This window comes from Albidovulum litorale (assembly GCF_025751495.1).
GTDB lineage: Bacteria > Pseudomonadota > Alphaproteobacteria > Rhodobacterales > Rhodobacteraceae > Albidovulum > Albidovulum litorale.
In genome coordinates this window covers 255,920-271,120 of the sequence record NZ_JAOWKZ010000001.1, presented here as the reverse complement: position 1 = coordinate 271,120, position 15,201 = coordinate 255,920, and the positions used below count along the sequence as shown (strand labels likewise).

Annotated in this window: 18 protein-coding genes and 4 tRNA genes; 12 read left to right on the top strand and 10 right to left on the bottom strand. The window is 61.7% G+C overall.

Translation table 11 applies throughout. The features are described 5' to 3' along the window. Positions 1–8: 8 nt before the first annotated feature. The 6 genes from OEZ71_RS01345 to OEZ71_RS01320 form a co-directional block, all read right to left on the bottom strand. Positions 9–332 carry a TfoX/Sxy family protein gene (locus OEZ71_RS01345; RefSeq protein ID WP_263738126.1) on the bottom strand — a complete coding sequence of 108 codons (324 nt, stop codon included), beginning with the start codon at positions 330–332 and terminating at the stop codon, positions 9–11. Continuing rightward, entirely contained in the window at positions 329–688 is a 360-nt protein-coding gene (locus tag OEZ71_RS01340) for a HesB/IscA family protein (RefSeq protein ID WP_263738125.1), read from the bottom strand. Before OEZ71_RS01340 ends, OEZ71_RS01345 begins: the two co-directional genes overlap by 4 nt. Before the next feature lie 28 nt (positions 689–716). Further along, a complete protein-coding gene (locus OEZ71_RS01335; protein WP_263738124.1) occupies positions 717–1,433 on the bottom strand; it encodes a DUF3307 domain-containing protein in 717 nt (238 codons plus the stop codon). Next, positions 1,430–2,122: a hypothetical protein gene (locus OEZ71_RS01330; RefSeq protein ID WP_263738123.1), complete on the bottom strand. Its 693-nt coding sequence runs from the start codon at positions 2,120–2,122 to the stop codon at positions 1,430–1,432. The genes OEZ71_RS01335 and OEZ71_RS01330 overlap by 4 nt, the downstream gene beginning before the upstream one ends. A 64-nt stretch (positions 2,123–2,186) precedes the next feature. Then, positions 2,187–2,552, bottom strand: coding sequence for an SUF system Fe-S cluster assembly protein (locus tag OEZ71_RS01325; protein ID WP_263738122.1), 366 nt, complete (start codon positions 2,550–2,552; stop codon positions 2,187–2,189). 309 nt (positions 2,553–2,861) lie between these two features. Next, entirely contained in the window at positions 2,862–3,317 is a 456-nt protein-coding gene (locus OEZ71_RS01320) for a hypothetical protein (RefSeq protein WP_263738121.1), read from the bottom strand. Between the two features lie 220 nt (positions 3,318–3,537). On the opposite strand from OEZ71_RS01320, the gene tgt reads away from it, so the two are divergent. Then, the gene (tgt, locus tag OEZ71_RS01315) at positions 3,538–4,668 is read left to right on the top strand and encodes a tRNA guanosine(34) transglycosylase Tgt (protein ID WP_263738120.1); all 1,131 of its coding nucleotides are present in this window, start codon (positions 3,538–3,540) and stop codon (positions 4,666–4,668) included. A gap of 10 nt (positions 4,669–4,678) precedes the next feature. Here the strand turns inward: tgt and OEZ71_RS01310 are convergent, their stop codons facing one another. Further along, complete coding sequence (locus OEZ71_RS01310; protein ID WP_263738119.1) at positions 4,679–5,164, bottom strand: autoinducer binding domain-containing protein; 486 nt, start codon at positions 5,162–5,164, stop codon at positions 4,679–4,681. 127 nt (positions 5,165–5,291) lie between these two features. Here OEZ71_RS01310 and OEZ71_RS01305 point away from each other — a divergent pair, with 127 nt between their 5' ends. The 9 genes from OEZ71_RS01305 to OEZ71_RS01265 all read left to right on the top strand — a co-directional run bounded on the left by OEZ71_RS01305 (position 5,292) and on the right by OEZ71_RS01265 (position 11,609). Further along, positions 5,292–5,900, top strand: a complete 609-nt coding sequence (locus OEZ71_RS01305) for a helix-turn-helix transcriptional regulator (RefSeq protein WP_263738118.1) — start codon at positions 5,292–5,294, stop codon at positions 5,898–5,900. 166 nt (positions 5,901–6,066) lie between these two features. Further along, entirely contained in the window at positions 6,067–6,675 is a 609-nt protein-coding gene (locus tag OEZ71_RS01300) for an acyl-homoserine-lactone synthase (protein WP_263738117.1), read from the top strand. A 194-nt stretch (positions 6,676–6,869) separates the two neighbouring features. Continuing rightward, positions 6,870–7,013 (top strand): hypothetical protein, encoded by a 144-nt coding sequence (locus OEZ71_RS01295; RefSeq protein WP_263738116.1) that lies wholly within the window; start codon positions 6,870–6,872, stop codon positions 7,011–7,013. Positions 7,014–7,125: 112 nt separating this feature from the next. Then, positions 7,126–9,534, top strand: a complete 2,409-nt coding sequence (gene lon / locus OEZ71_RS01290) for an endopeptidase La (RefSeq protein WP_263738115.1) — start codon at positions 7,126–7,128, stop codon at positions 9,532–9,534. Between the two features lie 154 nt (positions 9,535–9,688). Then, positions 9,689–10,090 (top strand): HU family DNA-binding protein, encoded by a 402-nt coding sequence (locus OEZ71_RS01285; protein ID WP_263738114.1) that lies wholly within the window; start codon positions 9,689–9,691, stop codon positions 10,088–10,090. Positions 10,091–10,400: 310 nt separating this feature from the next. Further along, a complete protein-coding gene (locus OEZ71_RS01280) occupies positions 10,401–10,865 on the top strand; it encodes a hypothetical protein (RefSeq protein WP_263738113.1) in 465 nt (154 codons plus the stop codon). Positions 10,866–10,958: 93 nt separating this feature from the next. Further along, positions 10,959–11,033: transfer RNA gene (locus tag OEZ71_RS01275), tRNA-Val, on the top strand. A 97-nt stretch (positions 11,034–11,130) separates the two neighbouring features. Next, entirely contained in the window at positions 11,131–11,346 is a 216-nt protein-coding gene (locus OEZ71_RS01270; protein ID WP_263738112.1) for a hypothetical protein, read from the top strand. Positions 11,347–11,533: 187 nt separating this feature from the next. Continuing rightward, positions 11,534–11,609 (top strand) — tRNA-Val (locus OEZ71_RS01265). A 5-nt stretch (positions 11,610–11,614) separates the two neighbouring features. Here OEZ71_RS01265 and OEZ71_RS01260 read toward each other — a convergent pair. Genes OEZ71_RS01260 through OEZ71_RS01250 form a run of 3 tightly spaced genes read right to left on the bottom strand, consistent with a single transcriptional unit; the run spans position 11,615 to position 14,800 of the window. Beyond that, complete coding sequence (locus tag OEZ71_RS01260) at positions 11,615–12,589, bottom strand: ATP-binding protein (RefSeq protein ID WP_263738111.1); 975 nt, start codon at positions 12,587–12,589, stop codon at positions 11,615–11,617. Then, positions 12,574–13,263, bottom strand: a complete 690-nt coding sequence (locus tag OEZ71_RS01255) for a response regulator transcription factor (RefSeq protein ID WP_263738110.1) — start codon at positions 13,261–13,263, stop codon at positions 12,574–12,576. The genes OEZ71_RS01260 and OEZ71_RS01255 overlap by 16 nt, the downstream gene beginning before the upstream one ends. Beyond that, positions 13,238–14,800: a DUF4153 domain-containing protein gene (locus tag OEZ71_RS01250; protein WP_263738109.1), complete on the bottom strand. Its 1,563-nt coding sequence runs from the start codon at positions 14,798–14,800 to the stop codon at positions 13,238–13,240. The genes OEZ71_RS01255 and OEZ71_RS01250 overlap by 26 nt, the downstream gene beginning before the upstream one ends. Before the next feature lie 218 nt (positions 14,801–15,018). Here OEZ71_RS01250 and OEZ71_RS01245 point away from each other — a divergent pair. After that, positions 15,019–15,095, top strand: a tRNA-Asp gene (locus tag OEZ71_RS01245). Positions 15,096–15,125: 30 nt separating this feature from the next. Beyond that, positions 15,126–15,199 (top strand) — tRNA-Asp (locus tag OEZ71_RS01240). The last annotated feature ends 2 nt before the right edge of the window (positions 15,200–15,201 follow it).

The window sequence follows — 15,201 nt, the reverse complement described above, 5'->3', positions numbered from 1 at the left end:
CGGGCCGCCTACAATTCGGCAAGCGCGGACCGGGCCAGATCGCAGGCCATCCCGGAATCATCCAGAGCTGCATCGGGCAGCCGCCAATAGGGCATGGCTGTGGTCTTCTTGCCGTCGCGGGAATAGGTCCAGCGGGTCCAGCCCTCTGCCGTCATCCGGCCGGCGAAGCTGCCCGCCCCTTTCAGCCAGATGGAGCCGTCCGAATGCAGGATCGCAAAGATCGTGCCGTCGCGATACAGACAAAGGCCACCCATCATCTTGCGAGTGGTCAGGGGGGCGAGCCCATCGAAAAGCTCCAGTGCGAAGGCAATATCGGCCTCCGAGACGCTCATGCGCCCGGCATGTCCTTGAACTTGATCGATTCGCCGCAGCCGCAGGCTTCGGATACGTTGGGATTATTGAACTTGAACCCGGCCTCCAGAAGCGAGGTCTCATAGTCGATCTCGGTCCCGAAGAGGAACATCTGCGCCATCGGTGCGATCATCACCCGCGCGCCGTCCTGTTCGACGACCTCGTCATGGGGTGCCGCTTCGGCCGCGAACTCCATCGTGTATTCCATGCCCGCGCAGCCGCCCTTCTTGACGCCGAGCTTCAGCCCATAGGCGCCATCCTTTGCCATAAGCCGCGTGATCTGCGCGACGGCGCGGGGGGTAAGCGTCACCGGGGATTTGCCGGGAATGCCGAACATGGTCTGGTCTCCGTTTCCTGCCCCCAATCTAGGGTGCGGTGCGGGCAATCTCAAGCGGGGGCAGGGCGGTCATCAACCAGACGGTTGCATAGGAGAAGAGAAGCGCCCAGCCGAAAGAGGCGAGCGTGCCGATGATGACGTATTCCCCCGCGCGCTGATCCTCTGACGTGGTCTCGAACCTGAGGACCGATTTCGCGGCGATCAGGAAGCCGATGCCGACGGGCTGGCCGACGAGGACGAGAAGGAAGATCAGCCCGCGTTCCAGAAGGCCGATCAGCTTGCCGCCATTGGTCAGGCCCTTCGGTACATCCTCGGCCCAGGGCTGCATCAGGAGACCCACCGCGAACCCGCCCGCGCGGGTGGCGAGGATCAGCCCGGCGGCGAGGGTCATGAGCGTCGGCGGGAAGGTCAGCCCGGCCCAAAGCCCTTCAGCGACAAGCGCGGGGGCGAGGAAGGAGATTGCGCCGAGCGTCACAAGATGCGCGCACTGGTCCGCAACAAAGCCCTTCAGTCCGTCCGGTGCGAAACTGCCTTTGGCCAGGTCTATGGCGATATGAACGACTGCGAGGACACCAAGCTGCCAGGCGTCGATGCGGCCTGTGGCGGCGGCTGCAATCGCCAGAACGATCAGCCCGTGCAGCAGAAGGACATGCGGGCGCAGCTTGTTCTCCGCAATCCAGCTGGTCTGAAACACGAAATCGGCGAGGACATGGGCAAAGAGGAGCGTGGCGAAGGTTTCTATCATAATTGGCGGCTCCAGGTCTTTCTCCAATCGTGTTCCAAAGCCGACAATGCGTCTTTAAGCGTTCTGGCGCCAGCACCTTTCAACCGGTAGCTGACGGCCTGGGGCGTGATCGACAGGCGACGTGCGATCTCTGTCGCCGGAGGCGCGGATGGATGCAGTAAGTGCGCGGTCGCCTCGGCCTGTTCCGGGGACCATCGCGCCATACGTTCGTCGATCAGCATGACGGACGCCTTTTCCGCACCCGAGAGACGAGGGGTCTCCGTAGCACTGTGGCCGGTTTCTTCGCCCATCATGAACAGGGTCTCATCGCGGCGCATGGCGTCGAGCCCGCGCCCCGAGGCCTCGAATGCCGGGCCGGACGCGTCGCGCAGGTCCACGGTACCGAGGTTGTTGACGGTGCCGATGCCGATGGAAATGCGTGTGCCCAGCGCCTCGGGGTCCGCGAGCAGGCCTGCGAGCAGCGTCACAGCCCAGCGCAATGCAAGGTCCGGTTCCGGGGCCAAGGCCTGCCATCCGTCGCCGCGGTGGCGGGTGAAGCGGACGTTTGCTTCTGTCCAGCCGTCCCAGCGGATGCCGGGGGGAAGCCCGCCTGAGAGCAGGTTCATGGTGTGCTCAACCCGCTTCTGTGATGCGCGGGTGGAACCGATCAGGTCGCCAGTGAGGATCGCGAAGAGCGTGTCCGAAGTCATGATGGTTCATCCTTCGGATAAAGTCTATAGGCTTTATTTTAAAATATCAAGTCAAAATGCTTGTTCACATGAATCCCAATTCCAACCGAGCTTCGTCGGACATCATGTCCATGCCCCATTGCGGTTCAAAGGTCATCTGGACGTCGACTTGTTTGACACCGTCCAGTGGCTCCACCGCGTCGGCGACCCAGCCCGGCATCTCGCCTGCCACGGGGCAACCGGGCGCGGTCAGGGTCATGGTGATGCCGACCTCGTTCTCGGGCGAGATGTCGATCGTGTAGATCAGGCCGAGGTCGTAGATATTCACAGGAATTTCAGGGTCATAGACAGTCCGGCACGCCTCCACCACGCTGTCGTACAGCGGGTGGTCCGTGGTCGAGGGCTTGATGAGTGGCGTGCCCTCGATCGGGTCCTTGTTCTCGGCGGTCATGAATATCTCGCTTGGTTCCTGAGCGAATATATAGGGAATTCCGCGCCGAGGTCCATAGCCGGGGATAGGGCCCCACGGAGTGTCTGCACAGCGTCGGCAAACCGTATGGCACGCGTATGGCATCCGTCCCGACACTGTCCCGCCGCGGGGGCATCCCGTCGCGAGACAACGGATGGCTCTGCCTCAGGTCGGATGTGCAAACTGCTTTTCGTGCTTGGCGGGGCGCTTCGAGCCTGGAGCGGCCCTCATCCAAAACAACCGACACCGGCGATTGTCATGGGCCAGAGACCGGCTATTTGCTTCTCGGTGTTATTTTGCGATGGAAAATTCGCCATCAGCGGTGCCTTTCCCATCGGCTTTGAAATCTGCCCGCACCCGCACTTTCTTGCCGCATTTGTCAAAAGTCCAAATCTCAGACCAGCGGCCCTGCTTCAGCTTTCTTTTGGATGTGAACACCACCTTTTCGTGTACTGCCGTGACTCTGGTGTCGACGAGTTTGGTATTATTGCAGGATGCGGGTCTCTGAATGAACGCGACGGTTGCCGCCATTTCCCAAGACTGAACCGCGAGAGCGGGAGAAAATTTGGTGTATGAGTTTCCTGGTACGACCTCTTCGATTTCTGCAAGTTGCTGTTCGAGAGATCTGCCCGCGACAGGAAACGCCGAAATGATCAAGAAGGCCGCGACGACAAAGCCTCTAAGCGCGCGTTCGATCAACCTGGATGTTTCACCGTGAGCTACAATTTTTGCTGACTGAGCCGACATCTTACCTCTTCCGGCTGCTACATATACTCAAAATCTATCAGACTGCGGCAAGGTCAGCGCTGACCAAGATCAATGGAGCGCACGAAGACGGAACCTAAACAGGGGTCAGGGTATCTGCCGACAATGTCTGCTTTCCGGACGTGTCTCTGTTTAACCGAACGCCGCCCGAGCCGCAGGCCAGCCTTCCAAACCGTCGCGCGCTCGGCTAAGAGGCGCGGCCATGACAGAGCGTTTTTCCTTCTCCCTTCACGCCACCGACGGCAAGGCCCGGACCGGCACCATTTCGACCACGCGGGGCGAGATCCGGACGCCGGCCTTCATGCCAGTAGGAACGGCCGCCACCGTCAAGGCGATGCTTCCCGAAAGTGTGCGCGCCACGGGGGCGGATATCCTTCTGGGCAATACCTATCACCTGATGCTGCGCCCGACGGCCGAGCGCATCGCCCGCCTCGGCGGGTTGCACAAATTCATGAACTGGGACCGGCCGATCCTGACCGACAGCGGCGGCTTTCAGGTGATGAGCCTCGCGAGCCTGCGCAAGCTGACCGAGGAGGGGGTGCGGTTTTCGTCACATATTGACGGGTCAAAGCACATGCTGAGCCCGGAACGGTCGATGGAGATCCAGAAGCTGCTGGGCTCCGACATCGTCATGTGTTTTGACGAATGCCCCGCGCTTCCTGCGACGGAGGAGGCTGTGGCGGATAGCATGCGCCTGTCGATGCGCTGGGCGCAAAGGTCGCGCGATGCCTTTGGCGACCGGCCCGGCCATGCGCTCTTTGGCATCATGCAGGGCGGTGTCACGCGTGAACTTCGCGAAGAAAGCGCTAAGAAACTAAAGGAAATCGGCTTTGACGGCTATGCCGTTGGCGGACTGGCCGTGGGCGAGGGGCAGGAGGCGATGTTCTCCGTCCTCGACTACGCGCCGGGCTTCCTGCCGGAGGACAAGCCGCGTTATCTGATGGGTGTCGGCAAGCCCGACGATATCGTCGGCGCGGTCGAGCGCGGCATCGACATGATGGATTGCGTGCTGCCCTCGCGGTCGGGCCGCACCGGGCAGGCCTGGACCCGTCGCGGGCAGGTCAATATCAAGAATGCCCGCCATCAGGACGATCCACGCCCGCTGGATGAGGATTGCACCTGCCCGGCCTGCCGCAGCTATTCCCGCGCCTATCTGCACCATGTCTTCCGGGCGGGCGAGATGATTTCCGGGATGCTTCTGACCTGGCACAACCTGCATTACTATCAGGAGTTGATGCAGGGGCTGCGCGAAGCGATCGCCGCTGGCGGCCTTGATGACTTCGTTCGTCGGTTTCACGCGCTCAGGACTGAAGGCGATATCGAACCGCTGTAGCAGCGATCCCTCAGCCGTGGGTGAGATAAATCGACATCTGCTTCAGTGTCTCATGGACCGACGGCGCCAGGTGTTCAACGTCTCGCGTCAGATCGTGCAAGCTCGTCAGATCCTCTGACAGGGTGGCAAGTTCCGCGTCCGTTGGTTCGCGGTCACTGCGGGCGAACCCGCCCATGGATCGGGTCCCATTACGAGCGATGGCCGTGACGGCGCCGTAGTTCAGCCCGTGTTCGGCGGCACGCTTCAATACGCCTGCATCATCCTGATCGGCGAGGTCGCTCCAGCGGATGGTCCCGGTATTGGAAAAGCCCCAGCGCACAACCGGGTCAAGCAGAACCAGCCCGAGCCGGGTATAGGTGTCGAGCCAGGACTTTTCGTATGATTGGAACATGTAACGGGGCGCCGTGAAGGTGACATGCAAACCGACCGCGAAGCCTGCCGGCCACGCCGCATGCAGCTTCTCGATAAGCTCGCTGATCTTTTCCTGGCTTGGCATCGCGCCTTCAAGGTTAGTGTGGCTTTTCTCACCCAGGTTTCCATGGCATACCCACGCCAAGGACACAACTATTAGGCGCATGAGCGCATCGTGCGTTTGAAGAGAATATTGGCAGGAAGATCACACGATGTCAGGAGTGCAGCAGGGAGGCGAGTTTTCGTTTCTTGCTCCTGCAGGCTACTACATAGCGCTTCGGGTCGGGTTCGCCTTTCCGATTGCTGAACACAACGCTTTGCCGAAAGGCTGGATAGACCGGTACACGCAGCAGGGTTTTATGCCCTATGACCCGGTCATGCGTTGGCTTTACGAGAATTCCGGCTCGATCCGCTGGAGCGAGATCGACCTGCCGGATCCGCGTCGTGTGATGATCCAGGCGCGTCGTCACGGACTGCTGTTCGGAGTTGCGATTGCCTGCGCGCCAACCGGGCCGGAAGGGCAACGCAGCTTCGGGTCTTTCGCACGGTCCGATCGCGAATTCGAAGATGAGGAAATCGCGGTCTTACAAGCAAAGCTTCGTCGCCTGCATGAGGCGACAGCGCCGCCGACAAATCTGACCCGCGCCGAACTGGAGGCTTTGTCCATGGTGCGTGACGGTCTACTGCTGAAAGAAATAGCAGTGCGCCTGTCGGTTACCGAAGGCGCGATCAAGCAGCGTCTGAAAAACGCGAAGGCCAAACTTGGCGCGAAGACCTCCAGCCAGGCGGTTTCGGCCGCCGTTGGCTATGGGCTGATCTGATCTATCCGAAGTCTGATTTGCAGCACTTGGTTATGGTCGATGTCGTGGTTGCCGCAGCGTCAAATACACTTTATAGGCGTTTTTTGTTTTATAAGTTCGCCATTCAGGATTTATCAACCATGTTCCATGGTGCTCTAATTGCCCTGCCAAATAGGAGGGGCACACTATGGAAAACATCACCTTCACCCTGTCTGACCTGCACATCCACGGCACTGCGTTCTTCGACTATCTGAAGCTTCGCAAACAGTTCTTCGTGGATACCCTGCGCTGGGACATTCCCCATAACGATCATTTCGAGATGGATCAGTACGACAACCCGCTTGCCCATTATTCGCTGGTCCTGCGCGATGGTGTGGTGCTCGGCGGCATGCGGGCGATGTCCACAACCTCGCATTGGGGGGAGCACACCTATCTGGTGCGGGATGCGGTGGCCGGGAAACTGCCCAATATCCCGAAGCAGATCTATGGGTCCGAAGTGGATAACCCGGAGGTCTGGGAATGCACGCGACTGGTGATCTCGGAAGAGCTGACACAGCAGCATGACCGTGTGCGCTGCCTTTCGCTCATTCTCGACGGGATGGCAGAAACCGCGCGCCAGCATGGTGCGTCGGAACTGATGTCGCTTACGCGGGCTTCGCTGGTCCGGTCGCTGCGGCAACTTGGCTGGCAATGCGACCGGGTCGGTGAGGCCTACAGAAGCCCCGATGACGGCCACCGCTATGCGGTTCTCAGCATGCCGACGAGTAAAATGACGGAGGCGGAGTTCGTTCACTGACGGGTTTCACGAGAAACGAACCCGGCATTGGCCGGGTTCGCTGTTATCTTCAGACTATATGTTGTGACCCCGTGACGCCGAGTGTAAACGTCATGGCGGCGCAGTTGATATCGGTCATCGAATACGGATTGGGCAGAGCGTTGCTGTGATCCGTCAGAAAATCGCCGTTTGTCCCGGGGTCGAACGCAAGCGCCGTGATCGCCGTTCGTCGCGCGTTGATTGCATGGTTGCTGTCGTCGCGCGGCGTAGTGGAAAAAATCTGCTATTATCGCAATTGCGATTGCCTGATCGCCTTGTTCTCGTCACTGTGGCGCGACATCGTGAAACCCGCTCTGTGAAGGCATGGTTGAACCCATACGCGCCTCTGACTAGATATAGCGCGGAACGGAGAGGGCCGGGTGCCGCCGAAGACCGGGGCCGGTGTCCTCTTGCGAAGAACAGGAAGTGTTAATGACTGATCAATTGGCCCCCAGCTACCCGGTATTGCCGCTGCGCGATATCGTGGTGTTCCCGCATATGATCGTGCCACTGTTCGTGGGGCGTGAAAAATCGGTGCGGGCGCTGGAAGAGGTGATGCGCGAGGACAAGCAGATCCTCTTGTCGTCGCAGATAGACCCGACGCAGGACGATCCGACCGAGGATGGCATCTACAAGGCCGGTGTTTTGGCCAATGTGCTGCAGCTTCTGAAGCTGCCTGATGGCACGGTGAAGGTGCTGGTCGAAGGCAAGAGCCGCGTGCGTATCACCGAGTTCCTGTCGAACGACGCTTATTTCGAGGCGGCGGCCGTGCCTTTGGCCGAACTGCCGGGCGACAAGGACACCGTCGATGCGCTGCTGCGTTCGGTGGCCGAGGAATTCGAACGTTACGCGAAGATCAAGAAGAATGTGCCGGAAGAGGCGCTGCAGGCGGTTGCCGAGGCGCGCGAACCGGCGCGGCTGGCTGACCTTGTCTCCGGCCATCTCGGCATCGAGGTGGACCAGAAGCAGGAGCTTCTGGAAACGCTCGACGTCGCTGAGCGGCTGGAAAAGGTTTACGGCCTGATGCAGGGCGAAATGTCCGTTCTTCAGGTCGAGAAAAAGATCAAGTCCCGCGTCAAGACGCAGATGGAGCGCACCCAGCGCGAGTACTACTTGAATGAGCAGATGAAGGCCATTCAGCGTGAGCTTGGCGATGGCGAGGAAGGCCAGAACGAGATCAACGAACTGGTCGAGAAGATCAAGGAGACCAAGTTCTCCAAGGAGGCCCGTGACAAGGCCGAAGCGGAACTGAAGAAGCTGAAGTCGATGTCGCCGATGTCGGCCGAGGCCACCGTTGTCAGGAACTACCTCGACTGGCTTCTGAGCCTGCCATGGGGCGTGAAATCCCGCGTCAAAAAAGATCTGCGCAAGGCGCAGGAGGTGCTGGACGCCGATCACTACGGGCTTGAGAAGGTCAAGGAACGCATCGTCGAATATCTCGCGGTGCAGCAGCGTTCCGTGAAGATGAAGGGCCCGATCCTCTGCCTCGTCGGTCCGCCGGGCGTCGGCAAGACCTCGCTCGGCAAGTCGGTCGCGAAGGCGACGGGGCGCGAATTCATCCGCATCTCGCTTGGCGGCGTGCGCGATGAAAGCGAGATCCGAGGCCACCGCCGGACCTATATCGGCTCCATGCCCGGCAAGATCATCCAGGCCCTGAAGAAGGCGAAGACCACGAACCCGTTGATCCTTCTCGATGAGATCGACAAGATGGGGCAGGACTTCCGGGGCGATCCGGCCAGCGCGATGCTTGAAGTGCTTGATCCGGAACAGAACAACACGTTCATGGACCACTATCTGGAGGTCGAATACGACCTCTCGAACGTGATGTTCCTGACCACGGCGAACTCCTACAACATGCCCGGCCCGCTTCTGGACCGGATGGAGATCATTTCGCTCGCCGGTTACACCGAGGACGAAAAGCGCGAGATTGCCAAGCAGCACCTCATTCCGAAGCAGATCAAGAACCACGGTCTGCGCAAGAAGGAATTCACGCTGGGCGACGACGCGCTGCAGGAGATGATCCGCACCTATACCCGCGAGGCAGGGGTGCGGAACCTTGAACGCGAAATCTCCAAGCTGGCCCGGAAGGCGCTGACGAAGATCGTCCGCAAGGATGTCGAGACCGTCGCGGTTACCGAAGCGAACCTTGAGGATTTCCTCGGGGTGAAGAAGTTCCGCTACGGGCTGGCCGAGAAGGAAGACCAGATCGGCGTCGTGACCGGCCTCGCCTGGACGTCGGTCGGGGGTGATCTTCTGTCCATCGAGGCGCTGAAACTGCCCGGCAAGGGGCGGATGAAAACCACCGGCAAGCTTGGCGACGTGATGAAGGAATCGATTGAAGCGGCCTCCAGCTTCGTTCGGGCGATCAGCCCGGAAATCGGTGTGAAACCCCCGGTTTTCGAGACGATCGACATTCACGTCCACGTGCCCGAAGGCGCGACGCCCAAGGACGGTCCGTCCGCCGGTGTCGGCATGGTGACCTCCATCGTGTCGGTCCTGACCCAGATCCCGGTCCACAAGGACATCGCGATGACGGGTGAGGTGACGCTGAGGGGCAATGTGCTGGCCATTGGCGGGCTGAAGGAAAAGCTTCTGGCAGCACTCCGGGGCGGGGTGAAGACCGTGCTAATCCCGGAGGAAAACGCCAAGGACCTGCCGGAAATTCCGGACAACGTGAAAGAGGGGCTGAAGATCATCCCCGTATCCCACGTCCGCGAAGTGCTGAAACACGCGCTGGTGCGCACGCCCGAGCCGATCGTCTGGGATGCCGAGGCCGAGGAAGCAGCGGCGAAGGCAGCACTTGCCGAGCAGAAAGGCAGCGCGGGCGCGACCGCGCACTGACCGTGTAAGCAGATCAAGATTGAGGGGCGCGCCTTTCCGGGTGCGCCCTTTTTGCTGCGGGTACGGCCTTCATTCGAGGCGATCAGAATGGACGTGGCGCGACCCCCGGATGCCCGCTATGGTCGCCGAAACTTCAGGGCAGACAGAGCGCGACATGGCCACGAAAGAGAAGCCCCGCAAACAGATGTCAAACCGGTCTAAGAAACCTGTTATAGCCCTTGTCAGCGAGGCGCCCGATGACGATGAGGATGACGTATCTGTTGCATCGAACACCGGTTCTGACGATGCAGTCGTGCTGCGCAGGAAAGACCTGTTCGACAAGGTGATGGACGCCACCGGGGCAAAGAAGCGGGACGTGAAGCTGATCGTGGAGGCGACGCTGAAAGTGCTCGGCGACAGCCTGTCAGCGGGTGAGAATCTAGCCCTTGCTCCCCTCGGAAATGCCAAAGTCACCCGGCGCAAGAACCTTGGCTTGGCTGAAACGTTGACGATCCGACTGAAGCGCACGACCGCTACGGGGGACCGGCCCGGCATACCCGAAGACCAGGGCGATTAAAGCGTTTCGAGTTTCGGTTGAAATAAAAACCATCAGAATTCGAACGAAAGAGGTTCGAATTCTGATTCAATGTAAACTCGAAACGCTATAGGGCCCGGATTGGCGGGCGCTGTCGCAGATTCACCATCACGGCCATTTTAGTCGGGTGCTCGCGTTATGGTTGAGGTTGACAAATTCAGATATTTTTGACGGTAGTTGTGACGGGGGCGAAATACGCGGAACGCTGCGGGATGATCGCCGGGAAGAATTCGCATCTTTTGGGGACGGTTCAGGATGAGGTCATTCGCATCTCAGCCGGGGTGGTTGCCCAATGACCTTCGATCTTTGTCGGGAACAAAGTGCTCAGTTGGAATATCTGACGGAGCTTGATGAAATCGGGGCCGGCGCGGTTTTGTGCCTTCGGCGCTGGTGCGATGGACCTGCCGGGCGGGATGCGGTGACGCATGACTTTACTCAAACGCTGGGCGACGCGGCCGGGCGTGAGGCGGTCGGTTGTTTCGAGACGTTGTGCGAAATTTGTTTTCAGCACGGAGAGCGACCGCTCATCTGCCACCAGACGGGCTGCGGAGTGCTTGGCAAAGATGAGTTGTTTTTCGCGGATTTCATCGTCACCGCAAGCGAAGGCGCACACGACGTGTCGATGAAGATTGCATCGGGAATTGTGCGGCCTGACTTTGCACCCTCACTGGCAACACTTGCCGAGGCGTTCGGCCTTGCCTTGCGTCGCATGGCGCGGGGTCCTCACGTCTACGCTCCTTTGAAGGACCTTCACTGATTTCGCATCGGCTCGGTCTTGGGATTGCGCCGCCGCACATTGGCGCAATGCTCTTGCACAGGCGCGCGAATGCGGCTAGGAACCGCGCCGAACGGGTGATTAGCTCAGTGGTAGAGCGCTTCGTTCACATCGAAGATGTCAGCGGTTCAAATCCGTTATCACCCACCATCCCCCTTCTGACCTGCAACGATCGCGTGCTTAACGGCAAATCAAGTCGCGCGCGCTGAGATCGGCTCCGGTTCCGAACCGCCGGGAGAGTGCCGCCGTGCCGATAGAATTCAGATATTTCAAACCGTTTTCGCTGACCTGGCTCGCCTCGGCCCTGCCGCTTGCTGCCGGGCTGTTCATTGCGTTTGAGCCGGTTCACCACCTTGGCGATTGGACACGCGCCATCAGCACAACCTTTGGCGGCACCTCACCCTATCTGCTTATCAATGCCGGCCTTGTCGGGATCGGGTTGAGGGGGGCGGTCCGGCCCTGATACGGGCTGCTGTTAAATGGCTTGCGGCGAACATTCTCTCGTCGCCGCTTGGCTCTGATCTGCACGGGTCTGCACGCCTGACGAACGAGCAGGGCATGGAGTGTCACCATAAGCATGGCATCTGTGTCGGGCTTGAGAGCCTGGGGGCTTGCCCCATCCGGCGCGAGCGGCTAAATGCTGGCCCAACGGGTCGTTAGCTCAGTTGGTAGAGCGCTTCGTTTACACCGAAGATGTCGGCGGTTCGAGCCCGTCACGACCCACCATTCTCTCAGAACGTGATCCGAAACCATGCGCCGGGCTGGCGGTCGGTCAGTTCTATGCCTGCACCATGCGCCGACAGCAGGCTTTCGGCGATGGCAAGCCCCATGCCGGTGCCGTCCGCTTCGCGGCGCGTCGTGAAGAAGGGTTCAAAGATGCGGGCGCGGTTGCCCTCGGCGATTCCTGTTCCGTCGTCGCCGACCTCAAGGATCGGGCCGCCTTCCGCGATTGTGGTGTTCAGATGAAGGGTTCTTGCTCCGTGTTGGGCCGCGTTGGCGGCGAGATGGCCGAGCACTGCCGACAGGGTTGGTTCCGGCAGTGGCAGGGCAGGTCCGTTGCCGCAGGTTTGGAAGCTAAGCCCGCCATGATCGGCCTGAAGGCGGGGCAGGATCGCGGCCAGTGTCGTATCGCCCGGGGCAGCAGGTTCACGCGCGGCGGCGACGGTTCGAAGGGCGGCAAGCAGCGCTTCCATCCTTTGCGTGGAGCTGGTGATCGCGGTGACGAGGCGCCGGTCTTCGGCAGAGAGGTCCGCGTCCGCCAGAAGTTCCGCGGCCCCACGGATCGCAGACAGCGGTGCCTTGAATTCGTGGGTCACATGATCGGTATAGGATCGGATCGTCGTGGCGCGGTTCCGCAAGGCCGAGGCCATATCCAGCACGCTTTCGCCCAGATCGCGCAGTTCGGGCGTGCCGTAATGGGGCAGGGGGTGGAGGGCGTCGGCCTCGCCTTCCCTGAGCCGGTGGGCGCGGTCCGCCAGGGCCGTGACGGGCCGCAGGATCAGCCGCCACAGGAGGAAGGCCAGAAGTGCGGTCACCAGCACCACCGCGACGAAGACCAGAAGCGCGGCCGGGCGCGGTCCCAGGATCGGAGCGAGCACCGGCATCGCCAGCAGTCCCGCGACGCCTGAGGCCAGAACGCCCGCCAGCGCCCCGCCCAGCACCATCAGGAGCGGCGGCCGCCATTTGCGGCTTATCCTTTCGCGCATGGCCCCATCCTGATGCCGATCCCGTGCAGGGTCTCGAAGGGGTCAGCGCAGCCCGCGTCAGACAGCTTGCGGCGCAGGTTGCGGAAATGGCTGTCGACGGTCCGGTCGGAGACCGCGCTGTTGGCGCCATAAAGCGCGTCAGCCAGTTGGCGGCGGGTGACGACCTCCTCCGGCCGCCGGATGAGACGCGAGAGCAGCGCATGTTCCGTCGCTGTCAGCTTCAGAGCATCGCCCGCGACCCGGCAATCATAGGCGGCGGGGTCAAGCTCGATGACGCCGTGACGCATCAGGCGCGGCTCCACAGGCCCGTGGCCTGCGCGTTTCAGGATGGCGCGGATGCGGGCCACGACCTCGCGCGGCGAGAAGGGTTTCGTGACGTAATCGTCGGCGCCGAGTTCGAGGCCGAGGATACGGTCGATCTCATCATCCCGCGCGGTCAGGAAGAGGATCGGCACCTGCGATGAGGCGCGCAGACGGCGGCAGACTTCCAGCCCGTCCATCTCGGGCAGGCCGATATCGAGGACGATGAGATCGGGCCGGGCCGTGGCCGCCGAAGCGAGCGCGGCCCGCCCGTCCGACGCGGCGACGGTGGCGTAACCGGCCCGTTCAAGCGCGATGCGCAGAACCTCGCGGATCTGCGGGTCGTCGTCAGTAACGAGGATTTTCGCCTGCATCTGGTCCCGGATCTGCCATTTCGGTTGCCGCAAGGTAGCGCCGTATGCGCCAGGACCGGAACCCCCAATCGCGCCATCCCGCGATCTGTGGCCCCTCCGCGATCGGATAGCCTGAACAATGGCCCGTCGCGGCTTGCGGATCGGCTGCCCGCAGGGCGGCGGCTGCGTCGGGACCGAGATCGCAGATGTAGTAGTAATCAATCGCGTCCGTCTTCTGGCCGAGATTGTACGCGGCGATGAGATGGGCGAAGTTGACGAAGGCCGAGGCATAGAGCGTGGCGGCCAGCAGGCCTGCGTTGATGCCGACCAGCCAGCCATTCGACCGCGCGCGGACGATCTGCCAGACGACAGTTATCAGCCCCGCCGCCACGAGCGCCATCCAGATCGCGGCATAGGCGCGCAGATAGGTCAGGCCGTAGCTGCCCACATAAAGATCGAGCCGGTAGAGGGACGAGACCACCAGAAGCACGTTCTGGCCGATCCACAGAAGAAGCAGCGCGCGCAGGATGCGGTGATCCGCGGCAAAGCGACGACAGGCAAGCGCAAAGGCCCCGGCCAGAAGCGCCGTCGCCACCAGCGGATAGGCACCGCGATGAGCGTATTCGGCGTAGGTCATCCCATCGGGCAAAGCGGCGCCCGACCAGAGATAGGTGAGGTCCATCACGGACTGGGCGGCGAAGATCAGGTTGAAGAGGATCAGCGACCGGGTCACCGACGCCGGGTGGAAGAGTGCCCGGCCTTCTGTTGAGAGCGGGATTGCGGACCGTGATGAACGCCGGAATGGTTGTTCCAGCCCCGCGCAGAGACGGTTCCGCCTGAGGAGCGGCCAGAGTGGCATGGCGATCAGCGCCCAGAAGAGCGGGCGGGTGCTGCCCAAGAGGGTTTCGACCAGCCAATCGCCGCTTTCGACCCCCCAGCGTTCGGCAACCGGGTTGGCGGCGATCAGGAGTGTGATGAAGATCAGGCCCGCGACCAGCGGCAGCGTCCAGTCACGGGCGAGGGTGTGCCAGCGGGGCCGGGTGGTGGAAGATGTCGCGATTTCCGCGGCCTCACGCAGGGACGCACCCGGAAGCAGAAGGGCGAGCCGCCCGGTCAGCGCGGGCAGGTCCGGCAAGGTGGCCCGGTCGCCCAGCATAAGCCGCGCCGCGATGGCAAGGCTGCCACCGATGAGAAAGAGAAGCGAGAGTGCCTGCACCGACTCGGCTACCGGAAGCGCTACAAGGAGAAACGCTCCGCCCAGCCGGGCAAGTTCGCGCGCAGGCGCCGGATGGGGGGAGAGGCCGAGAATCGCCAGAAGGCAGGCGGCGGCGAAGAGGGGTAGCGACAGACCCGCCGCGTGACCCCAGAAGAGCCAGTCGGCAAAGGTCACGAGGGCGAGCAGGACGGGCCAGACGATCCGCCTGTGACCCGCATCTGCGCGCGGTTCGGAATGTCGGCGGGCATTGGGGGCAGGGGCCTCGCCTTCATCGATCGCTGCAAGCCACCAGGCGTCGCGTTGAAGTGATCGGGGCACACCCCGCAACTCAAGCTCTGGCATTCGTTTTCCCTTTCACTGCCCGGGTTTCTGGTTGCCTTCTTTGCTAATTCGCGCCTCGTGCAGCTTCGCCTGCCCGGTTCAGCAGAAATTCAGCAGGAACCCTGATTCCGGCGCGGTTCCGGGTGATGCGGAAAACCCGCCAATGTCCGCTTGACGGGGCCGCGCGGGATGCCTATTACGCATCCCACGCTCGGGCGGCGATCCGGGCGGGTGGACACGCGGTTGTAGCTCAGTCGGTTAGAGTACCGGCCTGTCACGCCGGGGGTCGCGGGTTCGAGCCCCGTCAACCGCGCCACCACCCGGATCGCCCGAGAGCGTGCCACGCGCGGTTGTAGCTCAGTCGGTTAGAGTACCGGCCTGTCACGCCGGGGGTCGCGGGTTCGAGCCCCGTCAACCGCGCC

What these genes read in the sequence shown, in the direction of transcription:
- OEZ71_RS01345 (WP_263738126.1), bottom strand. Translation starts at nt 332, where the DNA reads ATGAGCGTCTCGGAGGCCGATATTGCCTTCGCACTGGAGCTTTTCGAT.
- OEZ71_RS01340 (WP_263738125.1), bottom strand. Translation starts at nt 688, where the DNA reads ATGTTCGGCATTCCCGGCAAATCCCCGGTGACGCTTACCCCCCGCGCC.
- OEZ71_RS01335 (WP_263738124.1), bottom strand. Translation starts at nt 1,433, where the DNA reads ATGATAGAAACCTTCGCCACGCTCCTCTTTGCCCATGTCCTCGCCGAT.
- OEZ71_RS01330 (WP_263738123.1), bottom strand. Translation starts at nt 2,122, where the DNA reads ATGACTTCGGACACGCTCTTCGCGATCCTCACTGGCGACCTGATCGGT.
- OEZ71_RS01325 (WP_263738122.1), bottom strand. Translation starts at nt 2,552, where the DNA reads ATGACCGCCGAGAACAAGGACCCGATCGAGGGCACGCCACTCATCAAG.
- OEZ71_RS01320 (WP_263738121.1), bottom strand. Translation starts at nt 3,317, where the DNA reads ATGTCGGCTCAGTCAGCAAAAATTGTAGCTCACGGTGAAACATCCAGG.
- tgt (WP_263738120.1), top strand. Translation starts at nt 3,538, where the DNA reads ATGACAGAGCGTTTTTCCTTCTCCCTTCACGCCACCGACGGCAAGGCC.
- OEZ71_RS01310 (WP_263738119.1), bottom strand. Translation starts at nt 5,164, where the DNA reads ATGCCAAGCCAGGAAAAGATCAGCGAGCTTATCGAGAAGCTGCATGCG.
- OEZ71_RS01305 (WP_263738118.1), top strand. Translation starts at nt 5,292, where the DNA reads ATGTCAGGAGTGCAGCAGGGAGGCGAGTTTTCGTTTCTTGCTCCTGCA.
- OEZ71_RS01300 (WP_263738117.1), top strand. Translation starts at nt 6,067, where the DNA reads ATGGAAAACATCACCTTCACCCTGTCTGACCTGCACATCCACGGCACT.
- lon (WP_263738115.1), top strand. Translation starts at nt 7,126, where the DNA reads ATGACTGATCAATTGGCCCCCAGCTACCCGGTATTGCCGCTGCGCGAT.
- OEZ71_RS01285 (WP_263738114.1), top strand. Translation starts at nt 9,689, where the DNA reads ATGGCCACGAAAGAGAAGCCCCGCAAACAGATGTCAAACCGGTCTAAG.
- OEZ71_RS01280 (WP_263738113.1), top strand. Translation starts at nt 10,401, where the DNA reads ATGACCTTCGATCTTTGTCGGGAACAAAGTGCTCAGTTGGAATATCTG.
- OEZ71_RS01260 (WP_263738111.1), bottom strand. Translation starts at nt 12,589, where the DNA reads ATGCGCGAAAGGATAAGCCGCAAATGGCGGCCGCCGCTCCTGATGGTG.
- OEZ71_RS01255 (WP_263738110.1), bottom strand. Translation starts at nt 13,263, where the DNA reads ATGCAGGCGAAAATCCTCGTTACTGACGACGACCCGCAGATCCGCGAG.
- OEZ71_RS01250 (WP_263738109.1), bottom strand. Translation starts at nt 14,800, where the DNA reads ATGCCAGAGCTTGAGTTGCGGGGTGTGCCCCGATCACTTCAACGCGAC.